The sequence below is a fragment of the Streptomyces sp. NPDC096324 genome, assembly GCF_044763015.1.
Lineage (GTDB): Bacteria > Actinomycetota > Actinomycetes > Streptomycetales > Streptomycetaceae > Streptomyces.
The window spans coordinates 1-14876 of sequence record NZ_JBIWFK010000005.1; the positions used below are offsets into that span (position 1 = coordinate 1).

Consider the following 14876-nt stretch of genomic DNA (forward strand, 5'->3'; position numbering starts at 1 on the left):
TCCTCGCCGACACGCTGTACAAGTACTCCAAAGGCCAGGCGTCCCTCTGGGATGTGGCCTTCGCGGCGCTGGACTGCATCCCCGGCATGAAGGGGATCACCACCCTCGGCGGACTCGCCAAGGGACTCAAGGGCGGCCTGGAGGCGATGAAGGGCCTCAGGGCAGGGCTCAAGGGGATGAGCCTGGCGGCTCGGGGGCTGGGCAAGAACGGCGCCCAGTACATGAAGGATCTCTTCAAGGGGCTCCGATCGGGAGCCGGGGACGAGGCCAAGGCGGGCAAGGCCATGGAGGGCCGGTGCAAGGGCGGCGACCCCGTGGACATGATCACCGGCGAGATGCTGATGTCCCATACGGATGTCCGTCTCCCGGGCCTGCTCCCTTTGGCGATAGAGCGCCACCACGTTTCGAGTTTCCGATCCGGGCAGTGGTTCGGTCCGGCGTGGATGTCGACCTTCGACGAGCGTCTCGAACTCGACGCCGAGGGCGCCGTCTGCGCGAGCGCGGACGGCATGCTGCAGGTCTACCCCGTGCCCGTGCCCGGCAGCGCCGTACTACCGAGCCGTGGCCCGAGGCGCCCGCTGACCTGGGACGGAACTCCCGGCGGAGCCGTCACGATCAGCGACCCGCTGACGGGGCTGATCCGGCACTACGGGCCTGCGCTGGTGCCCGATTCCCCCGACGCCGGCAGCGGAACGGCTGTCGTGCTCCCGCTTCGCGCCGTCACCGACCCCAACGGTCAGCGCATCGACTTCAGGCGGACCGCCGAGGGTGTGCCCGTCGCGGTCCACCATTCCGGCGGGTACCGGTTGGCCGTCGACACCGAGGACGGCCGGATCACGGCTCTGCGGCTCCTGGGGGACACCGGCGACGTGACCGGGTCGCACTCCGGCACGGTCCTGCGTACCTACCTTTACGAGGACGCCGAGCGGCATCTCACCGCGGTAGCCGATTCCATCGGTCGCCCGTACCGGCTGACGTACGACGAACTCGGCCGCATCACATCCTGGACCGACCGGAACGATCGCTGGTATCGGTACGCGTACGAAGGCGCCACCGACCGCGTGGTGCGCGGCACCGGGCAGGACGGCGCGATGTCCGCGCGGTTCGCCTACGACGACGCGTGGCGTGTCACCACGATGACCGACAGCCTCGGCCACCGCACCGAGTACCACCACGACGAAGACCTCCACCTCACGCGTGTCGTCGACCCGCTGGGCTTCGCCGTGCACACCGAGTACGACGCGCGCGGGCACTTGCTCTCCCGCACCGACGAACTGGGCAACACCACACGCCTCACCCTCGACGATCACGGTCAGCCGGTGCGCCTGGACCGGCCGGACGGCACCTGCGTCCAGGTGGCGTACGACGGCCTCCTGCCGGTCGCCGTCACGGAAGCCGACGGGGCTCGCCGGCAGTACGCGTACGACGACCGGGGCAACCTGCTCGCCACCACCGACCCGCTGGACGCGGTGAGTTCGTACACCTACGACGAACAAGGGCGCCGGACCACGGAGACCGACGCGCTGGGCAACGTGTTCCGGTACGACAGCGACGGGGCCGGGCTTCCGGTGGGGGTCGTCGATCCGCGTGGCAGCGTCGTCACCGTGCGCAGGGACGCGTCCGGCCGTGTGGTGCGCATCGACGACCCGGTCGGAGGGACCGTCCGCCAGGGCTGGGACTCCGAGGGCCTGCTGCTGTGGCGCGAGCGCGCCGACGGCGGCAGGGAGACGTGGTCCTACGACGGGGAGGGCAACCTCACCGAGCACCGCGACGCGGGCGGTTCCACCACCGCGTTCGAGTACGGGGCGTTCAACAAGCCCACGGCCAGGACGGATCCGGACGGCACGCGCTACCTCTTCACCCACGACACCGAGATGCGGCTCACCGCCGTGACCAATCCGCTCGGCGACGAGTGGAGTTACCGCTACGACGCGGCGGGCTGCCTCGTCGCCGAGACCGACTTCGACCGCCGCACGCTCACCTACGTCTGCGACCCGACCGGCCGCCAGGTCGAGCGGGCGAACGGCAGCGGCCAGACCGTGAGGATGACCCGTGACGCCGAGGGGCGTGTGGTGGAGTCGCGCACCGGCGACGGCGCGGTCACGTTCCTGCGCTACGACGTGGCGGGACGCCTGGTGGAGGCCTCGAACCCCGACAGCACCGTCGCCTACGGCTACGACGCGGTGGGCAGGATCGTCGCCGAGACCGTCGACGGTCGGACCGTCACGAGTGTGTACGACCCGCTGGGCCGACGGGTACGGCGCACCACGCCCTCCGGCGCGACGTCGCGGTGGGCCTACGATTCCACGGGCCTGCCCACCTCTCTCGTCACCGAGGGCGGCGAGCTGACCTTCACGCACGACGCCGCCGGCCGGGAGACCGCACGCGGTCTGGGCGCCGCCGCCACGCTGACGCAGTCCTGGGACCCGGGCCACCGGCTCGTCGGGCAGATCGTCCGGTCGGGGACTGCCGGCGACGGCGGAACCGGTGGCGCGCACGTGCGCCAGTCCCGCTCCTACGCCTACCGCGCGGACGGTCACCTGACGGGGATCGCCGATCGGCTCGGCGGCAGCCGCAGGTTCGACCTCGACCGTGCGGGTCGCGTCACACGGGTGTCGGCCGAGACGTGGACCGAGTCCTACGCCTATGACGACCTCGGCAACCTCACCGCCGCCAGTCATCCGGCCCCCGGCGGGGAGGATGCCCAGGGCCCGGTGCGGCACTCCGGGACGACGGTCGAGTCGGCGGGCCGTACGGCGTACGAGCACGATGCTCAAGGGCGTGTGGCCCGTGTGATTCGACGGACGCTGTCCGGCCTGCGCAGGATCTGGACGTACACCTGGGACGCCGAGGACCGGCTCACCGAGGCGGCGACGCCCACCAGCGGTGTCTGGCGGTACCGTTACGACGCGCTCGGTCGGCGTACCTCCAAGCTCCGTGTGGCAGAGGACGGTTCGATCCTCGAAGAGGTCCTGTTCACCTGGGACGGCACTCATCTCGCGGAGCAGCGGACGCTCCGTGACGACGTGGTGGAGACCGACACGTGGGACTGGGAGCCGGGCACCCATCGGGCGGCCGCCCAGGTGCGGAGCCGGTGGCGGGCCGAGGACCAGGACGACGTCGACAGGCAGTTCTACGCGATCGTCACCGACCTGGTCGGCACGCCCAGGGAACTCGTCGGCGAGGACGGCACGATCGCCTGGCGGGCCGCCACCAGCCTGTGGGGGAGGCCGCTGGCCGGCGACGGCGGAGGGCTGTGCCCACTCGCCTTTCCCGGCCAGTACCGCGACCCGGAAACCGGCCTGCACTACAACCTGTCCCGCTACTACGACCCGGACACCGCGAGCTACCTCTCACCCGACCCGCTCGGTCTGGACCCCGCCCCCAACCATCACGCGTACGTCGGCAACCCCTTCCGATGGAGCGACCCGCTCGGCCTCGAGGACGACGAGCCGGTCCGCATCTACGACGACTCGACGTACGACAAGCATGGTTCGGGCAGCAATTCGTCGGCCAAGGGCGAGATCGGTCGTGCCCCCGCGGACGGCCAGGCGGCGCTGGACCGGTCCATTCCCTTGGGCGACCCGAACAACCCGGCCAAATTCCGTCGCCTCGGGGTGGATCACGCCAACAACGAGATCGTGGTTCTCGACCGGCATCACTACGAGACCGACAAGGACGGCAAGATCGTCAAGGAGATCTACCATGGCCACGTCCAGGGCAAGTACCCCTCCGACAGCATCACGGAAGGTGACCTGAACAAGCTGAAGAAGAAGGGAATGATCAACAACCTCAAGAAGCAGAAGGTCCTCCCGCCGCCGTGCGAGTGATGACGGAGAGAAGGAATTCGGTCATGGTGTCCGAGTGGAACTGGGAAACCGGTGAGGACCTGATCCGTATCGACGACCCCGCCGAGGTGGACGCGGCGTTCGAGCGCGGGGCGGGGCATCTTGGCACCGCTGTGATCGGACTCGCTTTCAACTGTTCGCTGGAGGACGCGTCGCCCCGGATCGTCAAGGCGATGCGGCTGCCGGATCTCGCTCAGCGCGCGTTCGCGTACACCGCGGCCGGTGCCGCGGCGCGCGTCAACGGCCGGCTGACCCCCGAGCTGTACGCCGCACTGAGTGCGGAGGGGCCCAGAAGCATTGCCGAATACGCCGTCAAGGACACTTTGACCTTCGTACCGTTCCGGCGGCTGCCCCCGCGGTTCAAGTGGTGGAAGGTCGCCTCGGGGGTGCGCAACAAGCTGGAGAGCTGGTGGCTGAGGTCCGGGGAGACGATCGGGGATGCCTGGAGCGCCCTGCGCCGACGACGCTGACGGAATCGGGCGCGGTCAAGGCCGCTCTGCGGCTGCACGCCCGCGCGTTGGAGGAACCGGTCGACGAACGGGCCCGATCGCGCGGAGGACTCCGGGGTGGCGCGGGCGCCGTGACCGGTCGGCGGCGAGCCGGAAAGAGGCGGCCGGGACGGCGTGCAGGGGAGTGCCGGAGGGCCCTCGTCGGGCGGGCGTCCACGCTGCGGCCGAGCCGGGTTTGATCTGCGTCACCTTAGGGGTACGATCCTCGGCTCGATTGGCCAGGGGGGTGTCCTGTATGGCAAACTAACGGGGTTGCTCGGTCGAGTGCCGATGCTGCGCGCCTCTCGTCGGGAGGACTGGAAGCGAGTCCCACAGTACTCGTCGCCCAATCTGTCGTCAGGCAGCGCTGGGGCGGACGTACGGGAATCTTCCGGGAAGTGTCAGCGGGGTGCAGGCCAGGCGCCCGGTGGGTGTTCTCACCCCCGGTCCTGCGGTTGCTTTCGGGCGGAGCCGTGTCCCTGGTTGGGAAATCCGTAACGGATATCTCTGTGGCCAGGAGCGCGACACACCCGACCGCGTGGGTCGGAGAAAGAACGCGAACCCCCGAGTGCCAGAGCGTTTTAATCGAGACAAAGGACTACTGAGTAGCCATGGCGGGACAGAAGATCCGCATCCGGCTCAAGGCCTACGACCACGAGGTCATCGACTCCTCGGCGAAGAAGATCGTCGAGACGGTGACCCGCACTGGTGCGTCGGTCGCGGGCCCGGTGCCGCTGCCCACTGAGAAGAACGTGTACTGCGTCATCAAGTCGCCGCACAAGTACAAGGACTCTCGCGAGCACTTCGAGATGCGCACGCACAAGCGCCTCATCGACATCCTCGACCCCACGCCCAAGACCGTTGACTCCCTGATGCGACTCGACCTCCCGGCCGGTGTCGACATCGAGATCAAGCTCTAGGGATCGGTGATCTGAGAATGGCTAAGCAGATCAAGGGCATCCTCGGCGAGAAGCTCGGCATGACGCAGGTGTGGGACGAGAACAACCGTGTTGTTCCCGTCACCGTCGTCAAGGCCGGCCCGAACGTCGTGACCCAGGTTCGTACGAACGACGTCGACGGCTACGAGTCCGTCCAGATCGCGTTCGGCGAGATCGACCCGCGCAAGGTGAACAAGCCCCTCAAGGGCCACTTCGCGAAGGCCGACGTCACTCCCCGCCGCCACCTCGTCGAGATCCGTACCGCTGACGCCAGCGAGTACACCCTCGGCCAGGAGATCACCGCTGAGGTGTTCGAGGCCGGCATCAAGGTGGACGTGACCGGCAACAGCAAGGGCAAGGGCTTCGCCGGTGTCATGAAGCGTCACAACTTCAAGGGCCTCGGCGCCGGACACGGTGTCCAGCGCAAGCACCGCTCCCCCGGCTCCATCGGTGGCTGTGCCACCCCGGGCCGTGTGTTCAAGGGCGTCCGCATGGCGGGCCGCATGGGCAACGAGCGGGTCACCACCCAGAACCTGACCGTTCACGCCGTTGACGCGGAGAAGGGCCTGCTCCTCATCAAGGGAGCGATCCCTGGTCCGAACGGCGGCCTCGTCCTGGTCCGTACCGCGGCCAAGGGGGCCTGAGGACATGAGCACCATTGACATTCTGTCGCCCTCCGGCGACACCGCCGGGACTGTAGAGCTCCCGGCCGAGATCTTCGACGTCGAGAAGATCAGCATCCCGCTGCTTCACCAGGTTGTCGTCGCGCAGCTGGCCGCGGCCCGTCAGGGCACGCACAAGGTCAAGCGTCGTGGCGAGGTCCGTGGTGGTGGCCGCAAGCCTTACCGCCAGAAGGGCACCGGCCGCGCCCGTCAGGGTTCGACCCGCGCGCCGCAGTTCGCCGGCGGTGGCGTCGTCCACGGCCCCACCCCGCGTGACTACTCGCAGCGGACCCCGAAGAAGATGAAGGCCGCGGCCCTGCGCCACGCCCTCACCGACCGGGCCCGCAACGCTCGCATCCACGTCATCACCGGCGTGATCGAGGGCGAGACCCCCTCCACCAAGGCCGCGAAGAGCTTCCTCGGCAAGGTCAGCGAGCGCAAGAACGTGCTCCTGGTCATCGAGCGCTCCGACGAGGCCGCGCTGCTCTCCGCGCGCAACCTGCCCCAGGTCCACATCCTGGAGCCGGGCCAGCTGAACACGTACGACGTTCTCGTCTCGGACGACGTGGTCTTCACCCAGGCCGCTTTCGAGTCCTTCGTGTCTGGCCCCCAGGCCGCTGACACCGAAGGGAGCGAAGCCTGATGGCTACGCGTCACCCGAGCATTGCCTCGAAGGCCGCCAAGGCCAAGAAGGTCGCGCGCGTCGCCAAGGCGAAGCGCCACGAGGCCGAAGGCAAGAACACCGTCGAGACCCCGCTGAGCAAGAGCTTCACGGATCCCCGTGACGTCCTCCTCAAGCCGGTCGTCTCGGAGAAGAGCTACGCGCTTCTCGACGAGGGCAAGTACACCTTCGTCGTGGACCCGCGGGCCAACAAGACCCAGATCAAGCAGGCCGTCCAGGCGGTCTTCTCGGTCAAGGTCACCGGGGTCAACACGATCAACCGTCAGGGCAAGCGCAAGCGCACCAAGACGGGCTTCGGCAAGCGTGCCGACAGCAAGCGCGCGATCGTGACCCTCGCTGAGGGCGACCGTATCGACATCTTCGGCCAGGCCTCCTAACGGAGTGCCCTGGTCCGAATATCGGACGAGGACTGAGAAATGGGAATCCGCAAGTACAAGCCGACTACGCCGGGCCGTCGTGGCTCCAGCGTCGCCGACTTCGTCGAGGTCACGCGGTCCACGCCGGAGAAGTCGCTGGTTCGCCCCCTGCACAGCAAGGGCGGCCGTAACAATTCCGGTCGTGTGACCGTTCGCCACCAGGGTGGCGGACACAAGCGCGCCTACCGAGTGATCGACTTCCGTCGTCACGACAAGGACGGCGTGCCGGCGAAGGTCGCGCACATCGAGTACGACCCCAACCGCACCGCGCGCATCGCGCTGCTGCACTACGCGGACGGCGAGAAGCGCTACATCCTCGCCCCCCGCAACCTGTCGCAGGGTGACCGCGTCGAGAACGGTCCTGGGGCCGACATCAAGCCGGGCAACAACCTGGCGCTCCGCAACATCCCGGTCGGTACCACGATCCACGCGATCGAGATCCGTCCCGGTGGCGGCGCCAAGTTCGCCCGCTCCGCCGGTGCCTCGGTGCAGCTGCTCGCGAAGGAGGGCACGATGGCCCACCTTCGTATGCCTTCCGGTGAGATCCGCCTGGTCGACCAGCGCTGCCGCGCCACGGTCGGCGAGGTCGGCAACGCCGAGCAGAGCAACATCAACTGGGGTAAGGCCGGCCGTAAGCGCTGGCTGGGCGTTCGCCCGTCCGTCCGCGGTGTGGCGATGAACCCGGTTGACCACCCGCACGGTGGTGGTGAGGGCAAGACCTCCGGTGGTCGCCACCCGGTCTCCCCGTGGGGTCAGAAGGAGGGTCGTACTCGTTCGCCGAAGAAGGCTTCGAACAAGTACATCGTCCGCCGCCGCAAGACGAACAAGAAGCGCTAGGAGCGGGTTTAGATGCCGCGCAGTCTCAAGAAGGGACCCTTCGTCGACGGACACCTTGTAAAGAAGGTGGACGTACAGAACGAAGCCGGTACCAAGAACGTCATCAAGACCTGGTCCCGTCGCTCGATGATCATCCCGGCCATGCTCGGCCACACGATCGCGGTGCACAACGGCAAGACCCACATCCCGGTGTTTGTCACCGAGTCGATGGTCGGCCACAAGCTCGGCGAGTTCTCGCCGACGCGCACCTTCCGGGGTCACGTCAAGGACGACCGGAAGTCGAAGCGCCGCTAACGCGGGGTGGAATCGACCATGACAGACACTGGAAGGACAACCATGGAAGCCAGGGCCCAGGCGCGGTACATCCGCGTTACGCCCATGAAGGCCCGCCGAGTGGTGGACCTTATCCGTGGCATGGATGCCACGGAGGCTCAGGCGGTCCTGCGTTTCGCCCCGCAGGCCGCGAGCGTGCCGGTTGGCAAGGTGCTTGACAGCGCCATCGCCAACGCCGCGCACAACTACGACCACACCGACGCCGGCAGCCTTGTCATCTCCGAGGCGTACGTCGACGAGGGTCCGACCCTGAAGCGGTTCCGGCCGCGTGCCCAGGGCCGTGCCTACCGGATCCGCAAGCGGACCAGCCACATCACCGTGGTCGTCAGCAGCAAGGAAGGAACCCGGTAATGGGCCAGAAGGTTAACCCGCATGGGTTCCGGCTCGGCATCACCACGGACTTCAAGTCCCGTTGGTACGCCGACAAGCTGTACAAGGACTACGTCAAGGAAGACGTCGCCATCCGTCGGATGATGACGTCCGGCATGGAGCGCGCCGGCATCTCGAAGGTTGAGATCGAGCGCACCCGTGACCGCGTGCGGGTGGACATCCACACCGCGCGTCCCGGCATCGTCATCGGCCGCCGTGGCGCCGAGGCCGACCGCATCCGCGGTGACCTCGAGAAGCTCACGGGCAAGCAGGTCCAGCTGAACATCCTCGAGGTCAAGAGCCCCGAGACCGATGCTCAGCTCGTCGCCCAGGCCGTTGCCGAGCAGCTCTCCTCCCGCGTCTCCTTCCGTCGCGCCATGCGTAAGAGCATGCAGGGCACGATGAAGGCCGGCGCCAAGGGCATCAAGATTCAGTGCGGTGGCCGTCTCGGCGGCGCCGAGATGTCCCGCTCGGAGTTCTACCGCGAGGGCCGTGTGCCCCTGCACACGCTCCGCGCGAACGTCGACTACGGCTTCTTCGAGGCCAAGACGACCTTCGGCCGTATCGGTGTGAAGGTCTGGATCTACAAGGGCGACGTCAAGAACATCGCCGAGGTCCGCGCCGACAACGCCGCTGCCCGTGCCGGCAACCGCCCGGCCCGTGGTGGCGCCGAGCGCCCGGCCGGCCGTGGTGGCCGCGGTGGCGAGCGTGGCGGTCGCGGTCGTAAGCCGCAGCAGGCTCCGGCTGCCGAGGCCCCCAAGGCCGAGGCTCCCGCCGCCGCTCCGGCTGAGAGCACCGGAACGGAGGCCTGACCAACATGCTGATCCCCCGTAGGGTCAAGCACCGCAAGCAGCACCACCCGAAGCGCCGTGGTCAGGCCAAGGGCGGTACGCAGGTTTCGTTCGGCGAGTACGGCATTCAGGCCCTCACGCCGGCGTACGTGACGAACCGCCAGATCGAGGCCGCTCGTATCGCGATGACCCGCCACATCAAGCGTGGCGGCAAGGTCTGGATCAACATCTACCCGGACCGCCCGCTCACCAAGAAGCCTGCCGAGACCCGCATGGGTTCCGGTAAGGGTTCCCCCGAGTGGTGGATCGCGAACGTGCACCCGGGCCGGGTCATGTTCGAACTGTCCTACCCCAACGAGAAGATCGCCCGTGAGGCCCTCACTCGCGCAGCCCACAAGCTGCCGATGAAGTGCCGGATCGTCAAGCGCGAGGCAGGTGAAGCGTGATGTCGGCCGGTACCAAGGCGTCCGAGCTGCGCGAACTGGGTGACGAGGAGCTTCTCGCGAAGCTCCGCGAAGCCAAGGAAGAGCTGTTCAACCTCCGCTTCCAGGCGGCGACCGGTCAGCTCGAGAACCACGGTCGGCTCAAGGCCGTCCGCAAGGACATCGCGCGGATCTACACCCTGATGCGTGAGCGCGAGCTGGGCATCGAGACGGTGGAGAGCGCCTGATGAGCGAGAGCAACGTGACTGAGCAGAAGACCGACCGCGGCTTCCGCAAGACCCGTGAGGGTCTGGTCGTCAGCGACAAGATGGACAAGACCGTCGTCGTCGCTGTCGAGGACCGCGTGAAGCACGCGCTGTACGGCAAGGTCATCCGCCGTACCAACAAGCTCAAGGCCCACGACGAGCAGAACGCCGCCGGCGTCGGCGACCGTGTCCTCCTCATGGAGACCCGGCCGCTGTCCTCGACGAAGCGCTGGCGCATCGTCGAGATCCTCGAGAAGGCCAAGTAAGTACCTCAGGGGTTTCCCTGAGGTTGGTTCCGCCAGGCTCGGGGCGGGGTCGTGCTGAACGATCCCGCCCCGGGAACCGGCAGACAAACAGGAGATAGACGTGATCCAGCAGGAGTCGCGACTGCGTGTCGCCGACAACACTGGTGCGAAGGAAATCCTTTGCATCCGTGTGCTCGGTGGCTCCGGTCGCCGCTACGCGGGCATCGGTGACGTGATCGTCGCCACCGTCAAGGACGCGATCCCCGGCGGCAACGTGAAGAAGGGTGACGTCGTCAAGGCTGTCATCGTTCGCACCGTCAAGGAGCGCCGCCGTCCGGACGGCTCGTACATCCGCTTCGACGAGAACGCCGCCGTCATTCTGAAGAACGACGGCGACCCTCGTGGCACCCGTATCTTCGGCCCCGTCGGCCGTGAGCTGCGCGAGAAGAAGTTCATGAAGATCATCTCGCTCGCGCCGGAGGTGCTGTAAGCATGAAGATCAAGAAGGGCGACCTGGTTCAGGTCATCACCGGTAAGGACAAGGGCAAGCAGGGCAAGGTCATTGCCGCTTACCCGCGCGACGAGCGCGTCCTGGTCGAGGGTGTCAACCGGGTCAAGAAGCACACGAAGGCCGGTCCGACCGCCAAGGGTTCTCAGGCCGGTGGCATCGTCACGACCGAGGCGCCCGTCCACGTCTCCAACGTCCAGCTGGTCGTTGAGAAGGACGGCAACAAGGTCGTCACGCGCGTCGGTTACCGCTTCGACGAAGAGGGCAACAAGATCCGCGTTGCCAAGCGGACGGGTGAGGACATCTGATGGCTACCACCACCACTCCGCGTCTCAAGACGAAGTACCGCGAGGAGATCGCGGCGAAGCTGCAGGAAGAGTTCTCCTACGAGAACGTCATGCAGACGCCGGGCCTCGTCAAGATCGTGGTCAACATGGGTGTCGGCGACGCCGCCCGTGACTCGAAGCTCATGGACGGTGCCGTCCGTGACCTGACCACGATCACCGGTCAGAAGCCGGCCATCACCAAGGCCCGCAAGTCCATCGCGCAGTTCAAGCTGCGTGAGGGTCAGCCGATCGGTGCCCACGTCACGCTCCGTGGCGACCGCATGTGGGAGTTCCTGGACCGCACCCTGTCGCTCGCGCTCCCGCGCATCCGCGACTTCCGTGGTCTGTCCCCCAAGCAGTTCGACGGCCGTGGCAACTACACCTTCGGTCTCACGGAGCAGGTCATGTTCCACGAGATCGACCAGGACAAGATCGACCGTACCCGGGGCATGGACATCACCGTGGTGACCACGGCGGCCAACGACGCTGAGGGCCGTGCCCTTCTCCGTCACCTCGGCTTCCCCTTCAAGGAGGCGTAAGCGAGATGGCGAAGAAGGCTCTGATTGCCAAGGCTGCTCGTAAGCCCAAGTTCGGTGTGCGTGGCTACACGCGCTGCCAGCGCTGCGGTCGTCCGCACTCCGTGTACCGCAAGTTCGGCCTGTGCCGCATCTGCCTTCGTGAGATGGCTCACCGTGGCGAGCTGCCGGGCGTGACCAAGAGTTCCTGGTAGTCCCTGTAATTCAGGGTTCCAGGACTCTCGGTAAGTAAAGGGCTCTGTCAGGTGCCCATCTCTCCATGGCTTAGGCTAGGAGGGTTGGGCGCCTGACGCCCAGACGACTTACTACGCCGTAGGTCCCCGCACCGCACCCGTCCCGCCACTGAGTGGGGAGAGGGATGGCGCATACAGGAAACCCCGGCGAGAGAGGCCGAAGGCCAATTCATGACCATGACTGATCCCATCGCAGACATGCTTACCCGTCTGCGTAACGCGAACTCGGCGTACCACGACGATGTCGCGATGCCGCACAGCAAGATCAAGTCTCACATCGCGGAGATCCTCCAGCAGGAGGGCTTCATCACCGGCTGGAAGGTCGAGGACGCCGAGGTCGGCAAGAAGCTCGTCCTCGAGCTGAAGTTCGGCCCGAACCGTGAGCGCTCCATCGCGGGCATCAAGCGGATCTCGAAGCCGGGTCTGCGTGTGTACGCGAAGTCCACCTCCCTGCCCAGGGTGCTCGGTGGCCTCGGCGTGGCGATCATCTCCACGTCACACGGTCTCCTCACCGACAAGCAGGCCGGCAAGAAGGGCGTAGGCGGAGAAGTCCTCGCCTACGTCTGGTAGAAGGGAAACGGAGGAAACAGCTATGTCGCGTATTGGCAAGCTCCCCATCACGGTTCCCGCCGGCGTGGACGTCACCATCGACGGCCGTACGGTCCAGGTGAAGGGCCCCAAGGGTTCCCTCTCCCACACCGTCGCGGCGCCGATCGAGGTCGCCAAGGGCGAGGACGGCATTCTCAATGTCACCCGCCCGAACGACGAGCGTCAGAACAAGGCCCTCCACGGCCTGTCCCGCACGCTGGTGGCGAACATGATCACCGGCGTGACCACGGGTTACGTGAAGAAGCTCGAAATCAGCGGTGTCGGTTACCGCGTCCTGGCGAAGGGCTCCAACCTGGAGTTCTCGCTCGGCTACAGCCACTCGATCACGGTCGAGGCGCCCGAGGGCATCTCGTTCAAGGTCGAGAACCCGACGCACTTCTCGGTCGAGGGAATCGACAAGCAGAAGGTCGGCGAGGTTGCGGCCAACATCCGCAAGCTGCGCAAGCCCGACCCGTACAAGGCCAAGGGCGTCAAGTACGAGGGCGAAGTCGTCCGGCGCAAGGTCGGAAAGGCGGGTAAGTAAGCCATGGCATACGGTGTCAAGATTGCTAAGGGCGACGCTTACAAGCGTGCTGCCATCAAGCGTCGTCACATCCGGATCCGTAAGCACATCTCGGGTACGGCTGAGCGCCCGCGCCTGGTCGTGACGCGCTCCAACCGTCACATCGTGGCCCAGGTCATCGACGACGTTAAGGGTCACACCCTCGCGTCGGCGTCGACCCTGGACACCACGATCCGCGGTGGCGAGGCCGACAAGTCGGCTCAGGCGAAGTCGGTCGGCGCCCTGGTCGCCGAGCGCGCCAAGGCTGCCGGTGTCGAGGCTGTCGTATTCGACCGTGGTGGTAACCAGTACGCCGGGCGCATCGCCGCCCTGGCGGACGCCGCCCGCGAAGCCGGACTCAAGTTCTGAGTCGCCCGTCGCGCTAGCGACTTGATTGTCGCTGCGTAGCTAGCGGAAAAAGAGAGAGGTAATCCAATGGCTGGACCCCAGCGCCGTGGAAGCGGTGCCGGTGGCGGCGAGCGGCGGGACCGGAAGGGCCGTGACGGCGGCGCTGCTGCCGAGAAGACCGCGTACGTTGAGCGCGTTGTCGCGATCAACCGCGTCGCCAAGGTTGTGAAGGGTGGTCGTCGCTTCAGCTTCACCGCGCTTGTCGTGGTAGGCGATGGTGACGGCACCGTCGGTGTCGGTTACGGCAAGGCCAAGGAGGTGCCGGCCGCGATCGCCAAGGGTGTTGAAGAGGCCAAGAAGCACTTCTTCAAGGTCCCCCGTATCCAGGGCACCATCCCGCACCCGATCACGGGCGAGAAGGCCGCGGGCGTCGTCCTGCTCAAGCCTGCTTCCCCCGGTACCGGCGTTATCGCCGGTGGCCCGGTGCGTGCAGTGCTCGAGTGCGCCGGCGTTCACGACATCCTGTCGAAGTCGCTCGGTTCTTCCAACGCGATCAACATCGTGCACGCGACCGTGGCGGCCCTCAAGGGCCTGCAGCGTCCCGAGGAGATCGCGGCTCGCCGTGGTCTGCCCCTCGAGGACGTCGCCCCCGCGGCTCTCCTTCGTGCACGTGCCGGGGCGGGTGCCTAATGGCTCGCCTCAAGGTCACGCAGACGAAGTCGTACATCGGCAGCAAGCAGAACCACCGTGACACCCTGCGTTCCCTTGGTCTCAAGGGCATCAACACGCAGGTCGTCAAGGAGGACCGCCCCGAGTTCCGCGGAATGGTTCACACCGTCCGCCACCTCGTGACGGTCGAGGAGGTCGACTGATCATGGCGGAAAACAACCCGCTCAAGATCCACAACCTCCGTCCCGCCCCGGGCGCCAAGACCGCCAAGACCCGTGTTGGTCGTGGTGAGGCGTCGAAGGGTAAGACGGCTGGTCGTGGTACCAAGGGCACGAAGGCCCGCTACCAGGTTCCGGAGCGCTTCGAGGGTGGCCAGATGCCCCTCCACATGCGTCTTCCGAAGCTGAAGGGCTTCCGCAACCCGTTCAAGACCGAGTTCCAGGTCGTGAACCTCGACAAGCTGGGCGCGCTGTACCCGGAGGGTGGCGAGGTCACCGTCGAGGGTCTCGTCGCCAAGGGTGCCGTTCGCAAGAACAGCCTCGTCAAGGTCCTCGGCCAGGGCGAGATCTCCGTGGCGCTGCAGGTGACGGTCGACGCCGTCTCCGGCTCCGCCAAGGAGAAGATCACCGCCGCCGGCGGTACCGTCACCGAGCTCGTCTGATTTCAGCAGGCGTCTCGATGACCTGAACGATCCCGACCGGGGATGCCCCACAAATGGGGCATCCCCGGTTGGTCGTTCCAAGGGGGGCAGTGTCGCCGGTAAGGTGGCCTGCACTGTTGATTTTCGTCCGGCGTGCCTCAGGGGAACT

General features: G+C 66.8%; 23 protein-coding genes. All 23 read left to right on the top strand.

The features are described from left to right. On the top strand, positions 1–3830 hold a 3830-nt coding region (locus ACIQ7M_RS14115), incomplete at its 5' end, for a DUF6531 domain-containing protein (RefSeq protein WP_403643568.1). A 23-nt stretch (positions 3831–3853) separates the two neighbouring features. After that, positions 3854–4318, top strand: coding sequence for a hypothetical protein (locus ACIQ7M_RS14120; protein ID WP_389847946.1), 465 nt, complete (start codon positions 3854–3856; stop codon positions 4316–4318). Positions 4319–4947: 629 nt separating this feature from the next. Beyond that, positions 4948–5256 (top strand): 30S ribosomal protein S10, encoded by a 309-nt coding sequence (rpsJ, locus tag ACIQ7M_RS14125; RefSeq protein WP_003948644.1) that lies wholly within the window; start codon positions 4948–4950, stop codon positions 5254–5256. Between the two features lie 17 nt (positions 5257–5273). Further along, entirely contained in the window at positions 5274–5918 is a 645-nt protein-coding gene (gene rplC / locus ACIQ7M_RS14130) for a 50S ribosomal protein L3 (RefSeq protein ID WP_339130939.1), read from the top strand. A 4-nt stretch (positions 5919–5922) separates the two neighbouring features. Next, complete coding sequence (gene rplD, locus ACIQ7M_RS14135) at positions 5923–6579, top strand: 50S ribosomal protein L4 (RefSeq protein ID WP_037627000.1); 657 nt, start codon at positions 5923–5925, stop codon at positions 6577–6579. After that, positions 6579–6995 (top strand): 50S ribosomal protein L23, encoded by a 417-nt coding sequence (rplW, locus tag ACIQ7M_RS14140; protein ID WP_189190335.1) that lies wholly within the window; start codon positions 6579–6581, stop codon positions 6993–6995. Before rplD ends, rplW begins: the two co-directional genes overlap by 1 nt. Before the next feature lie 39 nt (positions 6996–7034). Then, on the top strand, positions 7035–7871 hold the full coding sequence (rplB, locus tag ACIQ7M_RS14145; RefSeq protein ID WP_153289116.1) for a 50S ribosomal protein L2: 837 nt from the start codon (positions 7035–7037) through the stop codon (positions 7869–7871). Positions 7872–7883: 12 nt separating this feature from the next. Then, entirely contained in the window at positions 7884–8165 is a 282-nt protein-coding gene (gene rpsS, locus ACIQ7M_RS14150) for a 30S ribosomal protein S19 (protein WP_024755409.1), read from the top strand. 42 nt (positions 8166–8207) lie between these two features. Beyond that, a complete protein-coding gene (rplV, locus tag ACIQ7M_RS14155; RefSeq protein ID WP_006604878.1) occupies positions 8208–8555 on the top strand; it encodes a 50S ribosomal protein L22 in 348 nt (115 codons plus the stop codon). Beyond that, a complete protein-coding gene (gene rpsC, locus ACIQ7M_RS14160) occupies positions 8555–9385 on the top strand; it encodes a 30S ribosomal protein S3 (protein ID WP_355760872.1) in 831 nt (276 codons plus the stop codon). Before rplV ends, rpsC begins: the two co-directional genes overlap by 1 nt. A 5-nt stretch (positions 9386–9390) precedes the next feature. Further along, on the top strand, positions 9391–9810 hold the full coding sequence (gene rplP, locus ACIQ7M_RS14165; RefSeq protein WP_010986348.1) for a 50S ribosomal protein L16: 420 nt from the start codon (positions 9391–9393) through the stop codon (positions 9808–9810). Next, positions 9810–10034, top strand: coding sequence for a 50S ribosomal protein L29 (gene rpmC, locus ACIQ7M_RS14170; RefSeq protein WP_003998824.1), 225 nt, complete (start codon positions 9810–9812; stop codon positions 10032–10034). Before rplP ends, rpmC begins: the two co-directional genes overlap by 1 nt. After that, the gene (gene rpsQ / locus ACIQ7M_RS14175; protein ID WP_266761752.1) at positions 10034–10318 is read left to right on the top strand and encodes a 30S ribosomal protein S17; all 285 of its coding nucleotides are present in this window, start codon (positions 10034–10036) and stop codon (positions 10316–10318) included. The genes rpmC and rpsQ overlap by 1 nt, the downstream gene beginning before the upstream one ends. 100 nt (positions 10319–10418) lie before the next feature. Continuing rightward, the gene (rplN, locus tag ACIQ7M_RS14180; RefSeq protein ID WP_003998823.1) at positions 10419–10787 is read left to right on the top strand and encodes a 50S ribosomal protein L14; all 369 of its coding nucleotides are present in this window, start codon (positions 10419–10421) and stop codon (positions 10785–10787) included. Positions 10788–10789: 2 nt separating this feature from the next. Then, positions 10790–11113 (top strand): 50S ribosomal protein L24, encoded by a 324-nt coding sequence (rplX, locus tag ACIQ7M_RS14185; RefSeq protein ID WP_328449240.1) that lies wholly within the window; start codon positions 10790–10792, stop codon positions 11111–11113. Then, positions 11113–11670, top strand: coding sequence for a 50S ribosomal protein L5 (gene rplE, locus ACIQ7M_RS14190; RefSeq protein WP_355760879.1), 558 nt, complete (start codon positions 11113–11115; stop codon positions 11668–11670). The genes rplX and rplE overlap by 1 nt, the downstream gene beginning before the upstream one ends. A gap of 5 nt (positions 11671–11675) precedes the next feature. Next, complete coding sequence (locus ACIQ7M_RS14195; protein ID WP_261705331.1) at positions 11676–11861, top strand: type Z 30S ribosomal protein S14; 186 nt, start codon at positions 11676–11678, stop codon at positions 11859–11861. A 210-nt stretch (positions 11862–12071) separates the two neighbouring features. Beyond that, entirely contained in the window at positions 12072–12470 is a 399-nt protein-coding gene (rpsH, locus tag ACIQ7M_RS14200) for a 30S ribosomal protein S8 (protein ID WP_261705332.1), read from the top strand. Positions 12471–12492: 22 nt separating this feature from the next. After that, on the top strand, positions 12493–13032 hold the full coding sequence (gene rplF / locus ACIQ7M_RS14205; protein WP_269247080.1) for a 50S ribosomal protein L6: 540 nt from the start codon (positions 12493–12495) through the stop codon (positions 13030–13032). A gap of 3 nt (positions 13033–13035) precedes the next feature. Then, complete coding sequence (rplR, locus tag ACIQ7M_RS14210) at positions 13036–13419, top strand: 50S ribosomal protein L18 (RefSeq protein ID WP_060901491.1); 384 nt, start codon at positions 13036–13038, stop codon at positions 13417–13419. Positions 13420–13485: 66 nt separating this feature from the next. Next, positions 13486–14088, top strand: coding sequence for a 30S ribosomal protein S5 (gene rpsE / locus ACIQ7M_RS14215; protein WP_055513610.1), 603 nt, complete (start codon positions 13486–13488; stop codon positions 14086–14088). Continuing rightward, positions 14088–14270, top strand: coding sequence for a 50S ribosomal protein L30 (gene rpmD / locus ACIQ7M_RS14220; protein WP_055553514.1), 183 nt, complete (start codon positions 14088–14090; stop codon positions 14268–14270). Before rpsE ends, rpmD begins: the two co-directional genes overlap by 1 nt. A 2-nt stretch (positions 14271–14272) precedes the next feature. Next, positions 14273–14728 (top strand): 50S ribosomal protein L15, encoded by a 456-nt coding sequence (rplO, locus tag ACIQ7M_RS14225; protein ID WP_189190330.1) that lies wholly within the window; start codon positions 14273–14275, stop codon positions 14726–14728. Positions 14729–14876 lie beyond the last annotated feature (148 nt).

Bases quoted from the DNA above. Each gene is read 5' to 3' on its own strand.
- ACIQ7M_RS14120 (WP_389847946.1), top strand. From the start codon at position 3,854: ATGGTGTCCGAGTGGAACTGGGAAACCGGTGAGGACCTGATCCGTATC.
- rpsJ (WP_003948644.1), top strand. From the start codon at position 4,948: ATGGCGGGACAGAAGATCCGCATCCGGCTCAAGGCCTACGACCACGAG.
- rplC (WP_339130939.1), top strand. From the start codon at position 5,274: ATGGCTAAGCAGATCAAGGGCATCCTCGGCGAGAAGCTCGGCATGACG.
- rplD (WP_037627000.1), top strand. From the start codon at position 5,923: ATGAGCACCATTGACATTCTGTCGCCCTCCGGCGACACCGCCGGGACT.
- rplW (WP_189190335.1), top strand. From the start codon at position 6,579: ATGGCTACGCGTCACCCGAGCATTGCCTCGAAGGCCGCCAAGGCCAAG.
- rplB (WP_153289116.1), top strand. From the start codon at position 7,035: ATGGGAATCCGCAAGTACAAGCCGACTACGCCGGGCCGTCGTGGCTCC.
- rpsS (WP_024755409.1), top strand. From the start codon at position 7,884: ATGCCGCGCAGTCTCAAGAAGGGACCCTTCGTCGACGGACACCTTGTA.
- rplV (WP_006604878.1), top strand. From the start codon at position 8,208: ATGGAAGCCAGGGCCCAGGCGCGGTACATCCGCGTTACGCCCATGAAG.
- rpsC (WP_355760872.1), top strand. From the start codon at position 8,555: ATGGGCCAGAAGGTTAACCCGCATGGGTTCCGGCTCGGCATCACCACG.
- rplP (WP_010986348.1), top strand. From the start codon at position 9,391: ATGCTGATCCCCCGTAGGGTCAAGCACCGCAAGCAGCACCACCCGAAG.
- rpmC (WP_003998824.1), top strand. From the start codon at position 9,810: ATGTCGGCCGGTACCAAGGCGTCCGAGCTGCGCGAACTGGGTGACGAG.
- rpsQ (WP_266761752.1), top strand. From the start codon at position 10,034: ATGAGCGAGAGCAACGTGACTGAGCAGAAGACCGACCGCGGCTTCCGC.
- rplX (WP_328449240.1), top strand. From the start codon at position 10,790: ATGAAGATCAAGAAGGGCGACCTGGTTCAGGTCATCACCGGTAAGGAC.
- rplE (WP_355760879.1), top strand. From the start codon at position 11,113: ATGGCTACCACCACCACTCCGCGTCTCAAGACGAAGTACCGCGAGGAG.
- ACIQ7M_RS14195 (WP_261705331.1), top strand. From the start codon at position 11,676: ATGGCGAAGAAGGCTCTGATTGCCAAGGCTGCTCGTAAGCCCAAGTTC.
- rpsH (WP_261705332.1), top strand. From the start codon at position 12,072: ATGACCATGACTGATCCCATCGCAGACATGCTTACCCGTCTGCGTAAC.
- rplF (WP_269247080.1), top strand. From the start codon at position 12,493: ATGTCGCGTATTGGCAAGCTCCCCATCACGGTTCCCGCCGGCGTGGAC.
- rplR (WP_060901491.1), top strand. From the start codon at position 13,036: ATGGCATACGGTGTCAAGATTGCTAAGGGCGACGCTTACAAGCGTGCT.
- rpsE (WP_055513610.1), top strand. From the start codon at position 13,486: ATGGCTGGACCCCAGCGCCGTGGAAGCGGTGCCGGTGGCGGCGAGCGG.
- rpmD (WP_055553514.1), top strand. From the start codon at position 14,088: ATGGCTCGCCTCAAGGTCACGCAGACGAAGTCGTACATCGGCAGCAAG.
- rplO (WP_189190330.1), top strand. From the start codon at position 14,273: ATGGCGGAAAACAACCCGCTCAAGATCCACAACCTCCGTCCCGCCCCG.